Source organism: Microbacterium sp. Kw_RZR3 (genome assembly GCF_029222405.1).
In the GTDB taxonomy this organism is placed as follows: domain Bacteria; phylum Actinomycetota; class Actinomycetes; order Actinomycetales; family Microbacteriaceae; genus Microbacterium.
In genome coordinates this window covers 1-22,035 of the sequence record NZ_JARHXC010000078.1, presented here as the reverse complement: position 1 = coordinate 22,035, position 22,035 = coordinate 1, and the positions used below count along the sequence as shown (strand labels likewise).

The window sequence follows — 22,035 nt, the reverse complement described above, 5'->3', positions numbered from 1 at the left end:
CGGGAAGTGCCACGGCGTCGAGAGACGTCGGGGGACGGGCGACGGCGCCCGCCCCCGACCGAGACCGCCACCCGCGGACCGGGGACGCTCGACACCGCCAGCGCGAGCTCGCGCGGGTCGTCCGCCCGGTCATACGAACAACGAGACGACGGTGGCGGCCCCGAGGGCGCAGGCCGGCGATAGCTCGCGGCGACGACGGGGACGAAGGCGAGCGGCGCCACCGCCGCGCCCGCGATGACGGCGAAGGGCCGATCCGACGACGCTGTGTCCCCCGCGATCCTCGGGAATCCGTCACGGCGGACAGCGGCCACCCGAGGACATCGGGTCGCCCTCCGCCCGCGCGAAAGCTGTCAGCCCTTCACGCTGCCTGCCGCGAGCCCCGACTGCCAGTAGCGCTGGAGGAACAGGAACGCGACGATCAGCGGCACGATCGACACCAGCGAGCCCGTCAGCACCGTGGAGAAGAGGACTTGGGCTCCGCCACCGCTCGACGCGGCCGCCTGCCACCCGGCGAGACCGACCGTGACCGGATACAGGCTCGGCGTGTTCAGCATGATGAGCGGGAGGAAGTAGTTGTTCCACGTGGCGACCAACTGGAACAACAGCACCGTGACCATGCCGGGAACGAGCAACCGGACCCCGATCGTCGCGAAGGTGCGCAACTCCCCCGAGCCGTCGATACGAGCCGCCTCGAGCAGACTGTCATCGACCGAGTCGGCGGCGTAGACACGCATGAGATAGACCCCGAAGGGGCTGACGAGCGAGGGCAGGATGATCGCCCATGGTGTGTCCGTGAGGTTCATCGAGCTGAACAGCAGGTAGGTCGGAATGGCGAGAGCCGTCATCGGCACCATGATCGAGCCGATCACAAGCCAGAACACCACGGAGCTGCCCCGGAAGCGATACTTCGCCAGCGCGAATCCGCACGCCGTGGCCAAGACGGTGGCCCCCACGGCACTCGTGACCGCGTAGAGCACCGTGTTCACCATCCACTGCGAGAAGACACCCCCATCCTTCGAGAACACGTCAGCAAGGTTGTCGAAGAGATGGAATCCCTGCCCGAACCAGAGTCCGAACGTCGTGAACAGTCCGGTGTTGTCTTTCGTGGACGCGATGACGAGCCAGACGAGGGGAACCACGAAGTAGACCACGCAGATCCAGACGAACACCGTGAGAAGCGTCCCGCCACGAGTCGGTCGGTGCGTACCCAGCGGGCGCCGCTTGAGAGGCTTCCGCCCGGGTCGCACGATGGCCTCGGTCATGACGTCTTCTCCTTGCGGTTGACGATGCCCTGGACGATGACCGAGAGCACCACGATGACCATCCCGAGCAGGAAGGCGATGGCGGCGGCGTAGTTCACGTCCTGGTTCTTGAAGGCGAGGTTGTAGGCGTACAGGTTCGGCGTGAAGTCCGACCCGATCGCGTTCGGCGCGATGTTGAAGAGCAGGTTGGGTTCGTTGAAGAGCTGGAAAGAGCCGATGATCGAGAAGATGACGGTCAAGATGATCGCCTGCCGGATCGCCGGGATCTTTATGCTCCACGCCACACGGAACTCGCCCGCACCGTCGATCGCCGCAGCCTCGTACAGCTCGGTCGGGATGGTCCGCAGAGCGGCGTACATGATGATCATGTTGTAGCCGATGAACTCCCAGCAGACGATGTTCATCGTCGAGCCGAGGATGGCCCCGGGGGCGAGGAGTTCCGGCGCCGGAAGGCCGAGGCCCGTGAAGATCTGGGTGATGAGGCCGAAGTTCTCACCGTAGAGGTAACCCCACATCAGGGTCGCCACGACGCTCGGCACCGCATACGGAAGGAAGATCAGCAAGCGCACGACCTTGCCGCCGCGCATACGGCCCGAATCCAGGGCCAGCGCGAAGAAGAGCGAGGCGACGAGCATGATCGGCACCTGTACCACCAGGAAGATCGCGACCCGCGACAAACCCGCCCAGAAGCTGGGGTCACCCAGCGCGCGCTGATAGTTCGCGAGCCCCGAGAACACCTGACCGCCGACGAGTTGCGAGGTGAACGTGGAGAGATATGCCGAGTAACCCAGCGGGACGAGGAACATGGCGGCGAAGACCGCCACGAAGGGGATCACCAGGATCCATGCTGCGCGCGTCTGCGCGGAGCCGAGCCGAGCACGGCGCGCGGGAGAGGCCGACGTCATCGTCTGTGTCCTTTCTGAGGATGCCGAACGGGCCCCGCACCGACGGCGCGGGGCCCGCGGGGTCACTCGACCGTGAAGCCCTGCTGCTTCGCGTAGTCGGTGACGGCGGCGTCCCAGGCGGCGAGACCGCCGGTCATGTCGCCCTTTTCGCTGATGGCCTTGCCCAACGTCTCGTTGTAGCTCGAGTAGACGAAGTCCATGAACGGCAGCCACTGGAAGTTCTTGTCGACCGTGTCGGAGACGCCGGCGAAGAACTCGTTGACCTTCTGCCCTCCGTAGAACTCCGACGCCTGGTCGACGAACTTCGGGTCGCTCAGGGTGGCCTTGGTCGTGGGGAAGAGGAACTGCTCGTTGGCGAGTGTCAGAGCAGCCTCGCTGTCGGTGTTGATGAACTTCGCGAACTCGTAGGCGGCGATCTTGTTCGGGCTGGACTCCATCACGGCCGTCGTCGAACCACCCCAGTTGCCCGAGACGTCCTGTCCGGCCTCCCACTGCGGAATCTTGGCCGCCGTCCACTTGCCGCTGGTGTTCTTCGCGGTGCCCTGCAGGAAGATCGGCCCCCAGGCGGCCACCTGCCAGCTGGCGTACTTACCCTGTGCGAGGCCCTGGTACCACTCGTCGTTGAAGTCGGCATCCGTGGCGACGAGATCTTTCTTCACCAGATCCTGCCAGAACGAAACCACCTTCTGCGTCGCGGGCGAGTCCAGGTCGATCTTCACGGTCTTGTCGCCGTCATACCCGAACGGCTTCGCTCCGGCCTGCCAGAAGAAGCCCACCATCTGACCCGGATCGTTCCCCGGCAGGTCGGCGATGTATGACCCGGTCTTCTCCTTGATGGTGGCGGCCGCGGCGGCATAGTCGGCCCACGTCTCGGGTGCGCTCACCCCCGCCTGCGCGAAGATGTCGGAACGGTACAGGTTGCCGAGTGGGCCCGAGTCCTGCGGCACCGCCCAGACGCCCTTGTCGTCGGCCACCTGGTTCCAGATCCAGTCGACGAAATCGTCCTTCGCTTCGGCCGCGCCGTAGGGCGTGAGATCGGCCAGGCTCCCGGTCTGCCGGAATGAGGGAATGTACTGGTACTCGACCTGCGCGACGTCGGGGGCACCCTTGCCCGCCTTCAGGGCGGCACGCAGCTTCGGGTACTGCTGCGTCCCACTGCTGGTGTTGACGAGCTCGACGTTGATCTTCGGGTACTTCGCCTCGAAGAGATCGACCTCTTTCTGCATGTCGGGCGCCCACGCCCAGAACGTGATCGTGGTGGGCGTGTCCATGGCCTTGTCGATGTCAGCCTGACTCACAGGAGCGGTGGACGATGCGCCGGACGACGCCGGGGAGCACCCGCTGAGAGCGAGGGCGGAAACGAGGGTCAACGCTCCGAGCGTCATTGCCTTTCGGTTGCTTCTCATCAGATTCTTTCCGTGGAGGGGAAGGCGGACCCGACCGGATCCGTCGAAGCCTCGAACACGTGTGCAGCACGCGGATCGAGGAGCAGGGTGGAGCCGGCGGGCACGACCTCGCCGGTCTCGAGGTCGCGGACGGCGACCGGGGGGATGACAGCGACCGGTTCGCCCGTCCAGTTCGCGACGAAAGCGAGCGTGCGTGAGCCGGCGCGACCCGTCTGCACCGTGACGGTCCGCGGCGCACTCCATTGCGTTGCCGCGGTCCGCACATCGAGCCAGGAGGCGACACTGCGGGCGAGGGGCACGTTGGGAACGGTCGCGAGGTAGCTGATGCGCCCCCGCCCGTGCGGACGGGTGGTGAGAGCCGCGTGCGCTCCCAGCTCGTTGTCGTCGAACGAGACGACGGTCTCGGCTCCATCGACGTCGAGAAGATCGATCCACTCGGTCGCGGCGGAGCCCGCTTCCAGCTCGATTCTGTGCGAGGAGACCGACATCGTCGAGATGTTGCTGTACTCGTCATATCGGATGCCACCGGGCTCGCCGATACGGTCGGGGGCCACCGCCAGGCGCGCCCGGGCGAGCTCATCACCGTAGCCCGTCCGCACGCCCGCGACGAGGTGGCCACCCGCCTCGGCGTACGCCACGAGGTGGTCGAGCACGGCTGTCTCGACGACGTACAGAGCGGGTGCCAGCAGAACCGGATACCTGCGGGCCAGGTCGGCGGCATCGTGGTTCAAGAAGTCGGATACGTGCTGTACACGAAGTTGCAGCCCCGCTTCGAACGCCCCCCGGTAGAACGAGTCGAAGATGCGCGTGTAGGAGTCCGGATCGGGTGAGCCGTCGGATCGCGAGAGCGGGGGATAGAAGTTCCACGACCATTTGGTGTCGGTCGACCACAGGATCAGCGCGTCGGCGTCGGGAACATAGCCGTCCAGCGCCGCGCCGAGGGTTTTCAGTGACGCCCCGAGCTCGGCTACCTCTCGGTAGATCCGACCCGGCTTCTGGCTGTGCGGGAGGACCCCTCCCCAGTACGTTTCGACCCCGAAGTGCAGCGTGTGCCAGTGCCAATACTCGATCATGCGCCCGCCGCGGGCGAGCAGAGCGAATGCCGCCTGCTTGATCTGCCCCGGATACGGCGGGTGGTTCTGCCACGACCCACCGATCGACTGGGCGTTGGTCTCGGTGACGAGGTATTGAGCTCCCGCGGTGGAGTAGGCCCGGTCGCCCCACTGGAAAAGCGCCCACACTCCGGTGTGCCACCATCTGTCTTCGCGGGGGACCTCGAATCGGGCATCGAGACCGTCCTGCATCTTGTAATAGGGGTTTCCGGCGACGACGTCGAGGGATGCCGCGAGCTCGTCGTCGGCGACCTGGTCGCGCATGTACGAGATGCACGTGGTCACGAACTGCGCGGGGCTGGCGTATTCGCGGACCATCTCGGCTTGCCAGGCGATGAGGTCGGTCGCCTGCGTCGACTGGAAACGGCGCCATTCGAGTTGGTACTGCGGCATGAGGTTGCCGTCGGGACGCCAGAGTTCGGCCCACTCCTGAATGCGGTGCGACCAGTACACCAGGCCCCATTCCTCGTTGAGGCGTTCGACCGTGCCGTACTTGCGCCGGAGCCAAGAGACGAACGCCTGGAACGTCGAATCGTTGTGCGGCAGGACGTTGCCTGGTTCGTTGTCAACCTGGAATCCGATGATCGCCGGGTGGCTCGCGTAACGCTCGAGGATGCGGCGAGACACTCGCTCGGCGTAGAACCGGTAGGCCGGCTGGGCCTGGTCCATCTCCTGACGAGCGCCCCATCCCATGCGGTGCCCGGTCGAGATCTCTGCAGCGATCTCGGGGTGCAGCTTCTGCAGCCACGGCGGGATGGCGTAGGTAGGCGTGCCGAGGATGACCCCGATGCCCCGCGCGTGCGCGCCGTCCAGGACCGGCTGCAGCCAGTCGAGATCGAACTCCCCTTCACGGGGCTCCCAGGTCGACCACACCGACTCGCCCACGCGAATGACGGTGAAAGCGGCCTCCGCCATCAGATCGAGGTCACGCTCAAGCACACCGTCGGGCTGGTACTCCGCATAGTAGGCCGCGCCGAACAGCACACCCGAGAACGTGGGGGACCCCGTCATCTTGACTCCTTCGTCAAATGTTGTCGACAACATTTTGCGACCACACGTTAGCGCGACGCGGTGATCGCGCGCAAGTGATCGACAACATTTTTGCCCGCGCGCGTGCGCCGAACCCCACCACGCGCGCTCACATCCGCGGGCTGCGGCCTTTGGTGGCGCCGCAGGCCCGGGCGATCAGCCCATCGGCGTCGTCGTCGTGGAGTTGCGGATGACGAGGCTCGGCAGCTCCAGCGACGTGCCCCCGTCGTCGGGAAGAGCGTGAGCCTTCACGAGGAGTTGGTCGAGGAGGTAAGCGCCCTCCGCCTCGAAGTCCATCGCAACCGTGGTCAACGGGGGCGTGAGAAACCGCGCCTCAGAGATGTCGTCGGTGCCGACCACGCTCAGGTCATCGGGTACGCGAACCCCCTCGCGGGTTGCGGCGGAGAGTACCCCCAACGCCATGCTGTCGTTGGCCGCCACCACGGCGGTCGCCCTGCGCTCCTCGGCGGTCAGCGACGCCCACGCCCGCGCCCCGGATCCGGCCGACCAATCGCCGACTCGCTCCCATGCCGGCTCCAGCCCCGAGGCTTCGAGCGTCGCGACGAATCCGTGGCGACGCTCCCCCGAGGCCTGCCACAGATCGGGCCCCGCCACGTACCCGATGCGGCGGTGTCCCAGCGACACGAGGTGTTCAGCGGCGAGTCGACCCACCAGATCATTGACGGTGGCGGCTCCACCCTCGACGGTCGTGCCCGCATCGGCGATCCACGGCATCCCGAGATTCCGGGACGCCACCGCATCGATCACCGTCTGCGAGACGCCCGCGAGAACGAGTCCGGCCAACCGATGCTCGAGCACGACAGACAGCGCATCGTCGATGTTGGTGGGATCGCTATCGACGGTCGCGATGTCGAGAGTGAAGCCGCGACGACGAGCTTGGGCCGCAACCCCGGCGAGCAGGCGCGCCGGTCCCTGCTCCTGCAGTCGATGGGCGAGTGCACCGATTCGGTTGACACGCGACGCCCGCAGCATGCGCGCCGCGGAGTTGGGGCGATAGTCCAGCTCCTCCAAGGCCGACTTGACACGCTCGCGCGTGGCCGGGCGCATCCCCGCGAAGCCCTGGAGGTATCTCGTGACGGTCTGATGCGAGACGCCCGCGAGCTTCGCGACGTCGTAGATCGTGGCGGACTTCATCTCGCCAGTGTTACGCATCGGCCCGATATTGCCGAGGCGGGTCCGGCCACCGGGCGAGAAGCGGCGGGCGAACGGGGAGACAACCATGATGCTCGCACTGATCGCTCGGGATTGCAGGAAGGGTGATGCGGAGAGCCGCTCCACACGGTCCAGGGAGCAGATGAGGAACACTGGTCTTATGACGGACGGCTCGAAACCTCGGCGCGGCCGCCCGCTAGGGGGCACGGAACTGAACCGTCAGCACGTCTTGACGGTTGCGCTGGAGCTCGTGGACCGGGACGGGTTGTCGGGCTTGACGATGCGATCGCTGGCCGCGGCGATGGGCGTGCGTCCGAGCGCACTGTACTGGCACTTTCAGACGAAGGATCAACTTCTCGGCGAGGTTTCGGCGCTGGTCTTCGACAACATCGAAGTGGGCGACGACCACGGCACCGAGTGGGATGCCTGGCTCGCGGGCCTCGCGAGGAAGATGCGAGCGGCATTGCACGAGCATCCCCACTTCGCCGGCATCGTGACGGGACAGATGTTGACGACCGATCGTGGCGTGCCGCTGGCGGAGCGGATCTTCCGGGTGCTCGATCGTGCCGGGTTCTCGTCGACAGAGCTGGTCGAGGTCTACAACGTCTTCTTCGGCGTCGTCCTCGGATGGGTGACGATGGAGCTGTCCGCCGCGCCCGAGGGGGACGACGGCTGGCAGGAGACGCTCTCAGAGGACCTCCGGACGATAGACAGCACGCTCTTTCCGACACTGTCGCGTGTGATGCCGCTCGCGGAGGACCGGGCCTTCATGCTTCGCTGGACGCCGGGACGCGACAATCCTCTGGACTCCTCGTTCGAGGTCGTCCTCGAGACGTTGTTCGTGGGACTTCGCGCGCGACTGACGTGACCCGATGCCCGTTGCGGGTTGCGGTCAGATGGTCTTACCGGGGCGGGTTCGCGTTGCGGACGTCCGCGGCGATCCGGGCGATCTCGAGGGACCGAGCGAGGCCGTCGAGGAGCGAGGTGAGCATCGTCTCGAAACTGGGCTCGAGGGGGGACTCGGCTCCCGAGTCCCACCGCAGCATGTACGCGCGGTTGGCGGCAAAAGGCCAGACATCGTGCAGGTTCGGGTACCTGTCCGCGTCGAGCACGAGGCTTTCGATCGCAGAGCGTGCGCTGCCGTTTTTCTCTTCGGGACTCGCGGCGAACTCGCCGGAGATCCAGCCGAAGACGGCACCGATGACGGCGTTGTAGGCGCGGACGAGGTCGTGGCCGGCGAAACCCGCGCGCCGGAGTGCGGCCATCGTGTGTTCGGCCAGGTCGAGTGAGGACTGACTGGTCTGGATGTTGCTCACGAAGTACGCGGCGAATCGCGGGTGGCTTCCGATCACTTGCCGCGTACGCAGCCCGAAGGTGAAGAGCCAGTCTCGCCAGGGCAGGTCTTGAGAGGGGAGCTCGATCTGGGAGAGGACTCGTTCGCAGACGAGTCCGAGAAGCTGCGACCGGTTGCCGACGTGCCAGTACAAGGATGCCGGGAAGACCCCCAGCTCCGAACTGAGACGGCGCATGGTCAGGGCACCGATGCCGGCACGGTCGATGATCTCGAGCGCCGCGGTGACGATCTCATCGGGGGTGGTCAGGGCCCGAGACGTGGGCCTGTCGGCACCGTCCCCACTCATGTTTCGATGATATCGACGCTGCCGATCACACCGGCGGCCACGCCGTGATGTCGTCGCCGATCGCGGTGGGAACCGTGCTCGACGAGCCGCTCGCCTCCGGCACGACTCCGTCGGCGTCGCCCTCGAGCTCGAGTTCCACACGACTCAGGGCGCGGTCGAAACGGTCGAGGAGATCGACGAGTTCCTCCGGGGTGATGGTCAACGGCGGGGCGACGAGGACGGCATCGTTGTACCCGCCGGTGGTGGGATAGAGCAGGAGCCCCTCCGCCACCGCGGCCGCGAAGACGCGTCCCGCCAGCTCGCCTTGCGGACGCGAAGCGGCGTCTCGGTCCGAGAACTCCACGCCGCGGAGCATGCCTCGCCCGCGAGTGTCGGCGATCAAAGGATGCTTCTCGGCGAGGTCGCGCAGACCCTCGGCCAGGGCGGCGCCCATCATCTCGGCGCGGGCGACCAGGCACTCGGTGCGGAACACCTCGAGGACGGCGACGGCGACGGCCGCAGACAACGGGTTACCCCCGTAGGTGTGCCCGCCCAGAACGCGACCGCTCCCGTTCTCGATCGCGCGGAGGATCCGCGCGTCGACGAGGGTCGCCGCAATGGGGGTGTACCCGGCTCCGAGCGCTTTGCCGATCGCCACAAGATCGGCACGGACACCGTCCTGGAACGTGGCCAGCACGTCACCGGTACGACCGAGCCCGGACATGACCTCGTCGGCGATGAAGAGCGCGCCGAACTCGTCGCAGAGAGCCTTGAGCCCGAGCAGGTATCCGCGCGGGGGTGTGGTCGCGGCGAGGGTGGCACCGCCGATGGGCTCGACGAGGATACCCGCGAGGGTGTTCGCGTGGCGCTCGAAGACCAGTCGGGCTTCGGCGAGCAGTTGCGCGCAGTACTCGTCCTCGGTCAGCTCGCCTTGGTCGGCGAAGGCGTACGGGGTGGGAAGGGCGGGGATGTCGAGAGCGATCCCCTCGACGGCGCGCCGACGAGCGTGTCCGGAGGCCGACAGGGCGCCCAGAGTGTTGCCGTGGTACCCGCGGCGCGCAGAGAGGAACACCGTCCGCTGCGGTGCGCCGAGCTCTCGGAAGTACTGCAGGGCGAACTGCATCGCCGCTTCGACGGCCTCCGATCCGGAGTTGACGAACCACACTCCGGCGTAACCGGTGAGAGCAGCCACCCGGTCCGCCAGCTCGACGAGGGGAGCGTTCGTGAAAGCCCCCCGGTGCGTGAAGGCGACCCGGCTGGCCTGATCGGCGATGGCGGACAGGACCGCCGGGTGCGCATGACCGATGGCCGTGACGACCGCCCCAGAACAGCCGTCGAGGTAGCGGGCGCCCTCGGCATCCCAGAGCCACACGCCTTCACCGCGGTCAACGGTCGGCAACTGCGCGTTGAGGGAGTTGTGGATCAGGGGCGAGCTCATGGAGACAGTATCGCTTCCGACGGGTTGAACACTGTTAAACACTTTACGACTACAGGCTCAGAGAGACCAATCCCTCGGGGCACTTGCGGGCATGTCGGCATGCCGAGCGCTTGTTCACGGTGAAACGTGAGCCAACCGGCCAACCCCGACGACGTCGTCACGCAGTCGTAACAACGTCGAAATTATATTGACTATTGTTCAATACAAAATGAACGATGTTCCATAACGGGCGCTGCGTCCCGAGCCCTCCTCCGCTGACACCTCGGCGGCACTCTCCAGGAGCGAATCGATGCCTCTTTCTCGATCGACCATCAGCTGCCTCGTCGACAGCTACCTCACCGCCCTCGCATCCGCCGATCTCGAGGCGGTCCTCGCCCTCTTCGCGGCTGACGGCATCGTCAGCTCGCCGCTGTACGGCGACCTGCCGGCGCGCGAGTTCTACCCGGTGCTGTTCGCCGACACCGCCGAGTCGGTGCTCGCCCTGCGCCAGACGCTCCAGCACATCGATGGGGCACGTCCGACCGTGGCGTTCTGGTTCGACTTCGCCTGGACCCTCGCCGACGGCACCCCCGCCCCCTTCACGGCCGTCGATATCGCCGAGCTCGACGAGACCGGCCGCATCACGCACCTCCACATCGTTTACGACACCCATCCGATCCGCGCGGCGTGGGAGAAACAGCGTCATCTCGACGCCACCCTCATCTGAACCCCGAACCCGACAAGACAGGACCGCACATGCAGACGCACATCGAGCCGCATCGGCTCCACAACACCCTCGGCAACCGCCACATCGCGATGATCGCCATCGGCGGCACCATCGGTACCGGCCTGTTCCTCGGCAGCGGCCTCGTGGTCCAGCAGGCCGGCCCCGCCGTCATGCTCAGTTACCTGGGCATCGGCCTCGTTCTGGTGCTCATCATGCGGATGCTCGGCCGCCTTGCTGCCGAGCAGCCCGACCCCGGCTCCTACACCACCTACGCGGCACGCCGCTTCGGCCCCTGGGCAGGAGTGATGACCGGCTACGTCGCGGTGTACTCCGGCGTCATCCTCATCGCCCTCGAGTGTTCGGCGATCGGGATGATCATGAACGGCTTCGCGCCGGGGGTACCGGCATGGGCGTGGAGCTTCCTCGCCCTCGTCGCGCTCGGCGGACTGAACCTCCTTCCCGTCCGCGTCTTCGCTGAAATCGAGTATTGGATGGCGATCATCAAGGTCATCGCCGTCGCCGTGTTCCTCGTCATCGGTGCGGCAGCCGTCTTCGGGTGGCTCCCCGGCTACACGTCGCCGGGCCTGACGAACTGGGCGGACTTCGCGCCCGCGGGATGGCTGCCCGTCCTCCTGACGGCCGTGACCGTCCTCTTCTCCTACATGGGGACGGAGAACGTCGCCACCGTCGCGGCCGAGGCCCGCGACCCGCAGAAGGCGATCGCCCGCGCGATCCGCTCCGTCGTCGCCCGCATCGTTCTCTTCTACGTCGGTTCGACCATCATCATCATCACGATCATCCCTTCCACGAGTGACGCACTCGCGAAGGGCTCCTACCCGGCAGTGTTCACCGCCCTGAACATGCCGGTGCTGGCCGCCGCGATCCAGGTGGTCGTCGCCACGTCGATCCTTTCGCTGGCCAACAGCAGCCTCTACACCACGTCGCGCCTGCTGTACGCCGCGGCAGTGCGCCGAGAGATGCCCGCGCGTCTCGCAGTGGTCTCACGCTCGGGGGCGCCCCGCTGGGCCGCCGGCGCGATTGCCGTCGCCGCAGGCCTGTGCCTGCTGCTCAACTTCCTTCTCCCCGCCGCCGACGTCATCTCGCTGCTCATCTCCATCACCGGAGCAGGCGGAGTGCTGACCTACTCGGTCATCTCGTTGACGTTCCTCCGATCGCACACGCAGCAGGGCGCGGGGAAGTGGATGGCCTGGGTCGTTCTCGGCATCCTGGCCGCGGTCGCGGTGGCCCTCGCCGCCGATCCCGCGAGTCGCCTCCCGCTGATCCTGACCGTGTTCGCCGCGGCCGTCTGCGCTGCCATCGGTCTGATCGTCCAGCGACGCTTGGGCAGCCCGGCGCGCGCGGCATCCCACCCGATCGAGCTGTCACCTGTCGATCGGCCCGTCGTCGCGCCCTGATAACCCGAGAGGACGCTCGAGGCCGGCCGCCCGCACGGGGTGGCCGGCCTCTCGTTGCGGCCCCCTTCTGCTCTCGTCCACTCACCTTCGCCGGGACGCACAGCCACCCGCGCCCGCGAGATGCCCCGCAGCCGCATCCCCTCGTAGCCTGGAGGGATGACGCACGCCGAGGCTCTTCGCGACGAGCTCGTCCGGCGCATCGACGAGACCGCGTTCGCCGCTCACGGCCTGCACGTCCGCGTGGGCGACGATGTCGCCGAGCACCGCTGGACCCCCGACGTGCGCGAAGAGATCCACTCCGTCGCGAAAGCCGTGAGCGTCCTCGCGGCCGGCATCGCCGCCGACGAGGGCCTGGTGTCGCTCGACGAGCCGATCGAGCCCGCGCGGGAACGGGATGTGACGCTCCGGCGCTTGCTCACGATGACGAGCGGCATCGACTTCCCCTGGTCGCCGACCCTGATGAGCGACTGGCCCGACCTCGCGGCGGAGTTCCTGTCGCGTCCCTCGCGGGGGCGCGTCTTCCAGTACTCCAACGCCAGCACCTACACCGCGATGTCCGTGCTCTCGGAGCGCGTCGGCGACATCGAGGAGTACCTACGGCCTCGCCTCTTCTCGCCCCTCGGCCTCGACGACATCGTCTGGGACCGCTGCCCGAACGGCCGGGTGCTCGGCGGCGAGGGCCTGTCGCTTCGCACGGAGGAGATGGCACGCCTGGGCCTTTTGATCCGCGACCGGGGCGTCTGGGACGGGCGGCGACTGGTCTCGATGGGGATCGTGGATGCCATGCACGCGGGCTGGGTCGACACGGGGAGCACCGGCGACGGGTACCGCCGGTACGCGCTCGCGGGCTGGGAGGGGCCGGGCGCCGCGTGGCGACTGCACGGCGCCTACGGCCAGCTGATCGTGTTCGCGGGCGACGCGGTCGTGACCGTCAGCGCGGACGACCACGCCGGCGCCGACGCGATCGCGGCGTTCGTCGCCGAGGCGGCGACAGGCCGCTGAGCTTTCCGCGATGGGGCCTCGGGGCTCGGCATCCGGAATCTTCCATCATCACGGTCTGGCGACCATGCCGTGAACGGCTGCGCGTCAGATTGCGCACAGCGTCCAGTACGCGTAATGTCGCGCGCCGTGACTGAAGAAAGTCGCGAGCCCGGCGTGGAGACGCCGATGGCCAAGCGCATCCTCATCGGCGAGCCTCTGACGTCGGAAAAACTCGACGAGCAGCTTCTGCCCAAGAAGATGGCGCTGCCGATCTTCGCCTCCGACGCCCTCTCCTCCGTGGCCTACGCCCCGCAGGAGCTGCTGATGATCCTCCTCATCGGCGGAACGGCGCTCCTGACGCTCAGCCCGTGGGTCGCCGTTGCCGTCGTCGTGCTGCTCATCGTGGTGGTGCTGAGCTACCGGCAGCTCATCAAGGCGTACCCCTCCGGTGGCGGTGACTACGAGGTCGCGAGCAAGAACCTCGGCGAGATCCCCGGGGTCGTGGTCGCCGCCGCGCTCCTCGTGGACTACGTGCTCACGGTCGCCGTGTCGGTGGCATCCGGGGTCGACAACATCATCTCGGCGTTGCCGGAACTGAACCCGTTCCGCGTCGAGATCGCCGTCGGCTTCGTGATCCTCATCGTCATCGTCAACCTGCGCGGCGTGCGTGAAGCGTCGAGCGTCTTCGCGATCCCGACGTACCTGTTCATCGGCTCGGTCGGCATCATGATCGTCGTCGGCCTCGGCCGGACCCTGCTGGGCAACGCCCCGGTCGCGGAGAGCGCTCAGTACGCCGTCCAGGCGGAATCGCTCACGCAGGCGGCCCTGATCCTGCTCGTCCTGCGGGCGTTCTCGAGCGGCTGTTCGGCCCTGACCGGCGTGGAAGCGGTGTCGAACGGCGTGCCCGCCTTCCGGATGCCGAAGATCCGCAACGCCCAGACGACGCTCACGATGATGGGCGGGATCGCCATCGTCCTGTTCACGGGCCTGACGCTCCTCGCGCTCATCTCGAACGTGCACTACGCCGAGAACCCGTGTCACCTCATCGGCTTCGACTGCGCGAACAACCCGCAGCCCAGCCTCATGGCGCAGGTCGCCGCCGCCACGTTCGGCATGGGCAGCATCCCGTTCTTCATCATCCAAGCCGCGACCGCGTGCGTGCTCCTGCTCGCGGCCAACACCGCTTTCAACGGCTTCCCGCTGCTCGGCGCCGTGCTCGCGCGCGACGGATACGCCCCGAAGGCTCTCAACACCCGCGGCGACCGGCTCGTCTACTCGAACGGCATGATCATCCTCGGCATCGTCGCCATCGGCGTGCTGATCGTCTACCAGGCCAACCTCACGACGCTGATCCAGCTCTACATCATCGGCGTCTTCGTGTCGTTCTCGCTCGGTCAGCTCGGCATGGTCAAGCACTGGCGCCGGGCGCTGCGCGGGCTGAAGAACCTGCCGCCCGAGGCCGCGAAGCAACAGTCCGCGGCGATCGAGCGCCGCTCGGCGATCTCGGGCCTGTGGATCAACTCCGTGGGCGCCGGCATGACCGTGCTCGTGCTGCTGATCGTCACGATCACCAAGTTCACGCACGGCGCCTGGCTGGTGTTCATCGCCATCCCGATCCTCGCGGTGCTGATGGTCGGCGTGAACCGGTACTACCGCGACGTCGAGCACGAGATCCAGATGGACGACACGGTGCACTTCGGTGCATCCGGCGACGTGGCGATCGTGCTCGTCAACCGGCTGCAGAAGCCCGTCATGAAGGCGATCGACTACGCCCTCGCGGCCAAGCACGACAAGACGCTCGCGGTGCACGTCGCGATCACCGACGAGGAAGCGGCGAGCCTGCAGCGCGAATGGGCCGAGCACGACATGCCGATTCCGCTCGTCATCATCGAGTCACCGTACCGCACCTACACGTCGCCCGTGTCGAGCTTCATCAAGTCGTACCGCGAGAAGCACGGCTCCTCGGTCGTGACGGTGTACCTGCCGCAGTTCATCGTGGGGCACTGGTGGGAGTCGATCCTCCACAACCGCCGCTCCCGGCGACTGGCGCAGCAGCTCATGCTCGTGCACGGCGTCTCGATCACGCTCGTGCCCTGGCTGCTCGACTCGTCCGAGGTCATCTACGGCCGCCGCTCTCGGCCCCTCCCGGGCCAGCAGCGCGGTGGGCAGCCGGTTGCCGAGGTGCCGGCGCACCGCGTGCGGAAGGGGCCTGGCGGCTCGGCATCCTGAGGCCGGGGGCGGCGAGGGCCGCGATGCGATGCGACGCGACGGGACGGGCGAAACTCCTGAGAAACGACGACCGCAGCGGCATGCAGGCCACAACGGCGAGTTCCGCGCGCAGAAAGTCAGGAGTTCGGGCCGCCTCGTCGCGCCGCCGTCGCAGGCGGTAGACGCGACAGCATGTCTGGGGCAGGGTGGATGCCATGCCGATCCTCGCCCTGCTGACCCTCGCCGTCATGGTCATCGCCCTGATCGACGCCATCACGCGCCGCGACGACCAGGTCAAGCACATGCCGAAGTTCGTCTGGGTGTTCTTCATCGTGCTGCTGCCGCTGATCGGGTCGATCCTGTGGTTCACGATCGGGCGCGAGTACGAGCAGCGCTCGACGCCGATGTCTTTCGGCGACCCGCGGCGGTGGCAGAAGGATGCCGAGCCCGCACCCGCTCCGCGCACGTACGACTCGCGGAGCACCGAGCAGCAGATCGCCGACCTCGAGCGCGAGATGCGCCTCGCCGACCTCGAGGAGCAGGTGCGGCGGCGGCGCGCCGAGGGCGACTCGGCGTGAAAGTCAGAGAGCGTCGATCAAGTCCCGCATGAGCTGCGACGGCGTCGTGTGACGATCGTGCGCGACCTCGTCGAGCTTCGCCCGACGCGCCGCGTCCAGCCGGAGAGTGAACGGGCGGGCCTTCGCGCCGACGCTGACGGGCCGACCGGGCTGCGACGGGCCGAGGTGCCCTCCGGTGTAGCCCTTCTCGGACTCGGCTTCAGCGGCCCACGCCTCGATGTCGTCATCGGTGAACGGGACGCCGTTCACATCGGTGTACTTCTTCACGCGTTATCTCCCCAATCCGACTTCCTTCAGAACGCTCTTGGTGGCCGGCATCGCGTGGAAGATCAGCCACCCGTCCGGCTCATCCTCGACCGCGATGTATTCGATCAGCCGACCAGCGGCGTCGGTTCCGACGCCCACCCAGTGGACGGGGTGCGTGTCTCGCGCCCTCACCCGGAGCGATGACTCGAACGCCGTCCGCACGTCGTCCTCTGTGACCTCAGGATGCCGGAGCGTGACTCGCTCATGCACGCGTACTCGCACCGGCCGCCCCTGTTCTCTTTTCGTACTACATCAGTGTAGTACGAAATAGGATCAATCGGTCGGGCGCCGGCGCATCCTCTTGACGTCGGTGCGGCGCTGCTTCGCGCGCAGGCGGCGCTCGGCCGACCCGCGTGTCGGCTTCGTCGCGCGACGTGGCGGCGCCGGAGCGCGCACGGCGTCCGCGACGAGCGCGGCGAGGCGCTCGCGCGCGGCCTCGCGGTTTCGCAGCTGATGGCGGTGCTCCGACGCCGCGATCGTCAGCACCCCGTCGACGAGCCGGTTCCCGAGGCGCTCGATGAGCCGCTCGCGCTGGACCGGTGACAGAACCGTCGAGGCCCTGGCATCCCACATCAGCTCCACGCGCGAATCGGTGGTGTTCACGCCCTGCCCGCCCGGGCCGGACGATCGTGAGAACCGCCACGACAGCTCGGACGCGGGGATCACGAGCGAAGCCGTGACCCGGATGCCGGAATCGTCGGAGGCGCTCATGCCTCCATCTTGCGTCAACGAGATGTGCCGCGCTCCGGAGAAATCCGCCCCACCGGCCGCCCCGCGGCGGCCTCCCGCAGAAGATCGGGCTCAGCTCCGGAGCCCGGCACCGGCGTCGCCCGCGTAAGCACGCCGTATGCGTCGGTCACCGACCCGTAGGGAAACCGTTAGGACGCCCGGATGCCGGGCCCCCGGCGCGTTGGATCGACAGACGTGCCGCCCCGCGGCGCCCGCGGTCCGCCGCGGACACCCCCGAACCTGGAGTCGTCGTGCTCGATGCCGTCTTCCTCGTCGCGACCGTCGCGCTGTTCGCGCTCGTCGCCCTCGTCGCCAAGGGGGTCGAGAAGCTGGGCCCCGAGGTCCGCCCCTCGTCCACCCGCCCCGCAGGACGCGGAGGGGACCGGTCGTGATCTTCTTCTCGATCTTGGCCGCCGTGCTCGCCGTCGCCGCCGTGGTCTACCTCGTGGTCGCGCTCGTCCGGCCGGAGAAGTTCTGACATGTCAATTCTCCTCACCAGCCTCACGCTCGTCGTCGCCCTCGGCCTCGCGTACCGCCCCCTCGGCGACTACATCGCCCGCATCTACACCGGCCAGCACGACCTCGCGATCGAGCGCGGCACCTACCGCCTGATCGGCGTCGACCCGAAGAGCGCCCAGACCTGGCAGGCCTACCTGCGCTCGGTGCTGCTGTTCTCGTTCGTCGGCGTCGTCTTCGTCTACGCGATCATGCGCCTGCAGGCGGTGCTGCCGTTCTCGCTGGGCCTCGACGCCCCGGGCGAAGCGCTGTCGTTCAACACGGCCGTCTCGTTCGTCACCAACACCAACTGGCAGTCGTACGGCGGAGAGTCGACGCTCGGCTACACCGCGCAGTTCGCGGCCCTGACCGTGCAGAACTTCGTGTCGGCCGCGGTCGGCATCGCCGTCGCCGTCACCCTCGTGCGCGGCTTCGCGTATCGCCGCAGCGGCGTGATCGGCAACTTCTGGGTCGACCTTGTCCGCGGCACCTACCGGCTGCTGCTGCCGTTCTCGATCGTCGCGGCCATCGTGCTGCTCGCGGGCGGCGTCATCCAGAACCTCAACGGATTCACGGATGCCACGACCCTCACGGGCGCGGCACAGTCGATCCCGGGCGGGCCGGTGGCATCCCAGGAGGCGATCAAGCTCCTCGGCACGAACGGTGGCGGCATCTTCAACGCGAACTCCGCGCACCCGTTCGAGAACCCGACGCCGTGGACGAACCTTCTCGAGATCTTCCTCATGCTCGTGATCCCGTTCTCGCTCCCCCGCGCGTTCGGTCGCATCGTCGGCGACGACCGTCAGGGCTACACGATCCTGGGCGTCATGGCCGCGATCTTCGTGGCATCCACCGCTCTCCTCACCTGGGCGGAGCTCGCCGCCGCGGGCACGGCACCGACCCTCGCGGGCGGCGCGATGGAGGGCAAGGAGGTGCGGTTCGGCATCTTCGGGTCGACGCTGTTCGGAACCACCAGCACGCTCACCTCGACGGGTGCGGTCAACTCGATGCACGACAGCTACACGGCACTCGGCGGCATGATGCCGATGATCAACATGATGCTCGGCGAGATCGCGCCCGGCGGCGTCGGCTCCGGGCTGTACGGGATGCTGATCCTCGCCGTGATCGCGGTGTTCGTCGGCGGTCTGCTGATCGGCCGGACGCCCGAGTACCTCGGCAAGAAGATCGGGCCGCGCGAGATCAAGCTCGCGAGCCTGTACATCCTCGTCACGCCGACGCTCGTGCTCGCCGGGACGGCGCTGAGCTTCGCCCTGCCGGGCATCCGCGAAGACGTCGAGAACACCTCGATCCTCAACCCGGGCGTGCACGGGTTCAGCGAGGTGCTCTACGCCTTCACCTCGGCGGCGAACAACAACGGCTCGGCGTTCGCGGGACTCACCGCGAACACCCCGTGGTTCAACACGGCCCTCGCTGTCGCGATGCTGCTCGGACGCTTCCTGCCGATCGTGTTCGTGCTGGCCCTGGCCGGTTCTCTCGCGGCTCAGGATGCCGTGCCCGCCACCGCCGGAACCCTGCCGACGCACCGCCCGCAGTTCGCGGGCCTGCTCGCCGGCGTCGCGGTGATCGTCACCGCGCTCACCTACTTCCCGGTCCTCACCCTGGGGCCCCTCGCCGAAGGACTTGTCCGCTGATGTCCACGTTGACCTCCTCCCCTGCGTCGCAGCCGGCCCCTGAGCCTGTCGAAGGGTCCGGCGCCCCGGCCAATGCCCCGCGCCGCGCGTTCAGCGCCGCGCAGATCGTCGCCGCCCTCCCGGGCGCCGCGAAGAAGCTCAACCCCGCCGCGCAGTGGCGCAACCCCGTGATGTTCCTCGTGTGGGTGGGGGCGGCGCTGACCACCCTCATCGCTCTTGCCGAGCCGTTCCTGGGGGACGCTTCGACAGGCTCAGCGACCGACGCCCTGCCCTTCGGGTTCACCTGGGGCATCGCCGTCTGGCTGTGGCTCACGGTGTTCTTCGCGAACATCGCCGAGTCGGTCGCCGAGGGGCGCGGCAAGGCCCAGGCGGCCACGCTGCGTAAGACGCGCACGACCACCTCGGCCCGCCGGGTCGTCTCGTATGACGAGAAGGCCGACCCCGCGGCATCCGGGGCCGCCACCGAGGACGTCCCCTCGGGCGACCTCCGCGTCGGCGACATCGTGCTCGTCGAGACCGGAGAGCTCATCCCCGGCGACGGCGACATCGTCAACGGCATCGCGACCGTCGACGAATCGGCGATCACCGGAGAGTCCGCCCCGGTCGTGCGCGAGTCGGGCGGTGATCGCAGCGCGGTGACCGGCGGCACCCGCGTGCTGAGCGACCGGATCGTCGTGAGAATCACCTCGAAGCCCGGCGAGACCTTCGTCGACCGCATGATCGCGCTCGTCGAGGGCGCCTCGCGCCAGCGCACGCCGAACGAGATCGCGCTGAACATCCTGCTCGCGAGCCTGTCGATCGTGTTCGTCGTCGTGGTGCTCGTGCTGAACCCGATCGCGTCGTACGCCGCGTCGCCGGTGTCGATCCCCGTGCTCGTGGCGCTGCTCGTGTGCCTCATCCCCACGACGATCGGCGCGCTGCTGAGCGCGATCGGCATCGCGGGCATGGACCGTCTCGTGCAGCGCAACGTGCTGGCCATGTCGGGCCGCGCGGTCGAGGCCGCCGGAGACGTCACGACGCTGCTGCTCGACAAGACCGGAACGATCACGTACGGAAACCGGCGCGCGTCGGCCTTCGTGCCGCTCGACGGCGTCGGCGGGCCGCTGCTCGCCGAGTACGCCTCGCTCTCGTCGCAGGCCGACCCGACGCCCGAGGGCGTCTCGGTCGTCGAGCTCGCCGCCGCGCAGGGTATCGTCGCCGAGATGCCCCGCGGAGCCGAGCCCGTGCCCTTCACGGCGCAGACCCGCATGTCGGGCCTGGACCTCGCCGACGGCACGCAGGTGCGCAAGGGCGCGGCGGCTGCCGTGGTGGCGTGGCTCGCGGCATCCGGATCCCCCGTTCCCGAGGCGCTGCGCGCGCAGCTGCAGAGCGAGACGGATGCCATCGCCCAGTCGGGCGGCACGCCTCTGGTGGTGGCGACGTGGACTCCCGAGAGGGGCCCGGTGGCTTCGACGAGCTCAGCCACCTCGGTCGCCGCCCGGGTCGCTGCCGCCGCGACCGAGGCCGCTGAGCACGCGACCGAGGTCCCTGAGCCTGTCGAAGGGACCGGACCCACGCAACCCCCGGTGACTTCGACAGGCTCAGCCACCTCCGCTTCGGGCGGCACCGGCCGGGTGCTCGGCGTCATCCACCTCAAGGACGTCGTCAAGGACGGCCTCCGCGAGCGCTTCGGCGAGCTTCGCGCGATGGGCATCCGCACCGTGATGATCACGGGCGACAACCCGCTCACGGCGAAGGCGATCGCGGCCGAGGCGGGGGTCGACGACTTCCTCGCCGAGGCCACTCCCGAAGACAAGCTCGCCCTCATCCAGCGCGAGCAGGAGGGCGGCAACCTCGTCGCCATGACCGGCGATGGCACGAACGACGCCCCCGCCCTGGCGCAGGCCGACGTGGGCGTGGCGATGAACACGGGCACCTCGGCCGCGAAGGAGGCCGGCAACATGGTCGACCTCGACAGCGACCCGACGAAGCTCATCGACATCGTGCGGATCGGCAAGCAGCTGCTCATCACCCGCGGAGCCCTCACGACGTTCTCGCTCGCGAACGACATCGCGAAGTACTTCGCGATCATCCCAGCGATGTTCATGGGGGTGTTCCCGGGCCTCGCGGTGCTCAACGTCATGCAGTTGTCGTCTCCGGCATCCGCGGTGCTCAGCGCGATCATCTTCAACGCGATCGTCATCATCGTGCTCATCCCCCTCGCCCTGCGCGGAGTGAAGTACCGCGCGGCGAGCGCGTCGAGCATCCTCAGCCGCAACCTGCTCGTGTACGGGCTCGGCGGCGTCCTCGTCCCCTTCATCGGCATCAAGCTCATCGACCTCGTCGTGAGCCTGCTCCCCGGCTTCTGAAAGGCCCCGTCATGCGCACCACCCTGCGTACCGCCGGCGTCGCCGTCCGCGCGATGCTCGTCTTCACCGCCGTACTCGGCATCGGCTACATGCTGCTCATCACCGCGATCGGCCAGGTCGCGCTCCCGTTCCAGGCGAACGGCTCGCTCGTCCGCTCGGCCGACGGCGCCGTGGTCGGCTCGACCCTCATCGGGCAGTCGTTCCAGGATGCCGACGGCCAGGCGCTGCCGCAGTACTTCCAGTCGCGTCCCTCCGCCGCCTCGTACGACGGCGCCGCCTCGACCGGCTCGAACCTCGGCCCCGAGAACCCCGACCTCATCGCCTCGATCCAGCAGGGGCAGTCGGACTTCCGGGACCTCAACGGTGCGGGGTCGGTCCCCGCCGACGCCGTCACCGCCTCGGGCTCGGGGCTCGATCCCGACATCTCGGTCGAGAACGCCGAGCGTCAGGTCGCCCGCGTGGCGGAGGCTCGCGGCATCCCGTCGTCGGAGGTCGAGGCGCTGGTGGCGCAGCACACGCTGCCGCGCGATCTCGGGTACCTCGGTGACCCGCGCGTGAACGTGTTCGAGCTCAATCGCGCGCTCGACGCCCGGTGAGCGACGAGAATCGCTGACATGACCGTCGACGCGTCCTTCGCCGCCGCGCCCCTCGCGCGGCGGCGGGGCCGCGCGGG

20 protein-coding genes are annotated in these 22,035 nt (G+C 68.0%); 11 read left to right on the top strand and 9 right to left on the bottom strand.

The window, feature by feature from the left end; all coding sequences use genetic code 11:
- Positions 1 to 350 precede the first annotated feature (350 nt).
- The 5 genes from P2P98_RS04140 to P2P98_RS04120 form a co-directional block, all read right to left on the bottom strand.
- Positions 351 to 1,262, bottom strand: a complete 912-nt coding sequence (locus P2P98_RS04140; RefSeq protein ID WP_275797487.1) for a carbohydrate ABC transporter permease — start codon at positions 1,260 to 1,262, stop codon at positions 351 to 353.
- Positions 1,259 to 2,167, bottom strand: coding sequence for a sugar ABC transporter permease (locus P2P98_RS04135; protein WP_275797485.1), 909 nt, complete (start codon positions 2,165 to 2,167; stop codon positions 1,259 to 1,261). The genes P2P98_RS04140 and P2P98_RS04135 overlap by 4 nt, the downstream gene beginning before the upstream one ends.
- Positions 2,168 to 2,229: 62 nt before the next feature.
- A complete protein-coding gene (locus P2P98_RS04130; RefSeq protein ID WP_275797483.1) occupies positions 2,230 to 3,465 on the bottom strand; it encodes an extracellular solute-binding protein in 1,236 nt (411 codons plus the stop codon).
- A gap of 107 nt (positions 3,466 to 3,572) precedes the next feature.
- The gene (locus P2P98_RS04125; protein WP_275797481.1) at positions 3,573 to 5,696 is read right to left on the bottom strand and encodes a beta-galactosidase; all 2,124 of its coding nucleotides are present in this window, start codon (positions 5,694 to 5,696) and stop codon (positions 3,573 to 3,575) included.
- Positions 5,697 to 5,870: 174 nt separating this feature from the next.
- Positions 5,871 to 6,869, bottom strand: coding sequence for a LacI family DNA-binding transcriptional regulator (locus P2P98_RS04120; RefSeq protein ID WP_275797479.1), 999 nt, complete (start codon positions 6,867 to 6,869; stop codon positions 5,871 to 5,873).
- Between the two features lie 85 nt (positions 6,870 to 6,954).
- Here P2P98_RS04120 and P2P98_RS04115 point away from each other — a divergent pair, with 85 nt between their 5' ends.
- On the top strand, positions 6,955 to 7,755 hold the full coding sequence (locus P2P98_RS04115) for a TetR/AcrR family transcriptional regulator C-terminal domain-containing protein (protein ID WP_275797477.1): 801 nt from the start codon (positions 6,955 to 6,957) through the stop codon (positions 7,753 to 7,755).
- A gap of 34 nt (positions 7,756 to 7,789) precedes the next feature.
- Here the strand turns inward: P2P98_RS04115 and P2P98_RS04110 are convergent, their stop codons facing one another.
- Positions 7,790 to 8,527: a TetR/AcrR family transcriptional regulator C-terminal domain-containing protein gene (locus tag P2P98_RS04110; protein ID WP_275797475.1), complete on the bottom strand. Its 738-nt coding sequence runs from the start codon at positions 8,525 to 8,527 to the stop codon at positions 7,790 to 7,792.
- A gap of 25 nt (positions 8,528 to 8,552) precedes the next feature.
- On the bottom strand, positions 8,553 to 9,944 hold the full coding sequence (locus P2P98_RS04105) for an aminotransferase class III-fold pyridoxal phosphate-dependent enzyme (RefSeq protein ID WP_275797473.1): 1,392 nt from the start codon (positions 9,942 to 9,944) through the stop codon (positions 8,553 to 8,555).
- 289 nt (positions 9,945 to 10,233) lie between these two features.
- Between P2P98_RS04105 and P2P98_RS04100 the strand changes: the two genes are divergently transcribed.
- From P2P98_RS04100 to P2P98_RS04080, 5 genes are all read left to right on the top strand, one after another.
- Entirely contained in the window at positions 10,234 to 10,650 is a 417-nt protein-coding gene (locus tag P2P98_RS04100) for a nuclear transport factor 2 family protein (RefSeq protein WP_275797471.1), read from the top strand.
- 29 nt (positions 10,651 to 10,679) lie between these two features.
- Entirely contained in the window at positions 10,680 to 12,065 is a 1,386-nt protein-coding gene (locus P2P98_RS04095) for an amino acid permease (protein ID WP_275797470.1), read from the top strand.
- Between the two features lie 156 nt (positions 12,066 to 12,221).
- A complete protein-coding gene (locus P2P98_RS04090; RefSeq protein WP_275797468.1) occupies positions 12,222 to 13,067 on the top strand; it encodes a serine hydrolase in 846 nt (281 codons plus the stop codon).
- 165 nt (positions 13,068 to 13,232) lie between these two features.
- On the top strand, positions 13,233 to 15,275 hold the full coding sequence (locus P2P98_RS04085; protein ID WP_275797512.1) for an APC family permease: 2,043 nt from the start codon (positions 13,233 to 13,235) through the stop codon (positions 15,273 to 15,275).
- 194 nt (positions 15,276 to 15,469) lie between these two features.
- The gene (locus P2P98_RS04080) at positions 15,470 to 15,832 is read left to right on the top strand and encodes a PLD nuclease N-terminal domain-containing protein (protein ID WP_275797466.1); all 363 of its coding nucleotides are present in this window, start codon (positions 15,470 to 15,472) and stop codon (positions 15,830 to 15,832) included.
- Positions 15,833 to 15,835: 3 nt separating this feature from the next.
- Here the strand turns inward: P2P98_RS04080 and P2P98_RS04075 are convergent, their stop codons facing one another.
- Together P2P98_RS04075 and arfB are read right to left on the bottom strand one after the other, a co-directional pair.
- Positions 15,836 to 16,099 carry a CopG family transcriptional regulator gene (locus P2P98_RS04075; protein ID WP_275797464.1) on the bottom strand — a complete coding sequence of 88 codons (264 nt, stop codon included), beginning with the start codon at positions 16,097 to 16,099 and terminating at the stop codon, positions 15,836 to 15,838.
- Positions 16,100 to 16,411: 312 nt separating this feature from the next.
- On the bottom strand, positions 16,412 to 16,849 hold the full coding sequence (gene arfB, locus P2P98_RS04070) for an alternative ribosome rescue aminoacyl-tRNA hydrolase ArfB (RefSeq protein WP_275797462.1): 438 nt from the start codon (positions 16,847 to 16,849) through the stop codon (positions 16,412 to 16,414).
- 269 nt (positions 16,850 to 17,118) lie between these two features.
- On the opposite strand from arfB, the gene P2P98_RS04065 reads away from it, so the two are divergent.
- From P2P98_RS04065 to kdpC, 5 genes are read left to right on the top strand one after another with little or no spacing between them, the layout of a single operon-like run.
- Entirely contained in the window at positions 17,119 to 17,259 is a 141-nt protein-coding gene (locus P2P98_RS04065; RefSeq protein ID WP_275797460.1) for a hypothetical protein, read from the top strand.
- On the top strand, positions 17,256 to 17,345 hold the full coding sequence (gene kdpF / locus P2P98_RS04060) for a K(+)-transporting ATPase subunit F (protein ID WP_074696280.1): 90 nt from the start codon (positions 17,256 to 17,258) through the stop codon (positions 17,343 to 17,345). Before P2P98_RS04065 ends, kdpF begins: the two co-directional genes overlap by 4 nt.
- 1 nt (position 17,346) lies before the next feature.
- Positions 17,347 to 19,014, top strand: a complete 1,668-nt coding sequence (kdpA, locus tag P2P98_RS04055) for a potassium-transporting ATPase subunit KdpA (RefSeq protein WP_275797457.1) — start codon at positions 17,347 to 17,349, stop codon at positions 19,012 to 19,014.
- Complete coding sequence (gene kdpB / locus P2P98_RS04050; RefSeq protein WP_275797455.1) at positions 19,014 to 21,362, top strand: potassium-transporting ATPase subunit KdpB; 2,349 nt, start codon at positions 19,014 to 19,016, stop codon at positions 21,360 to 21,362. The genes kdpA and kdpB overlap by 1 nt, the downstream gene beginning before the upstream one ends.
- 11 nt (positions 21,363 to 21,373) lie before the next feature.
- Positions 21,374 to 21,958 carry a potassium-transporting ATPase subunit KdpC gene (kdpC, locus tag P2P98_RS04045; protein ID WP_275797453.1) on the top strand — a complete coding sequence of 195 codons (585 nt, stop codon included), beginning with the start codon at positions 21,374 to 21,376 and terminating at the stop codon, positions 21,956 to 21,958.
- Positions 21,959 to 22,035: the final 77 nt, after the last annotated feature.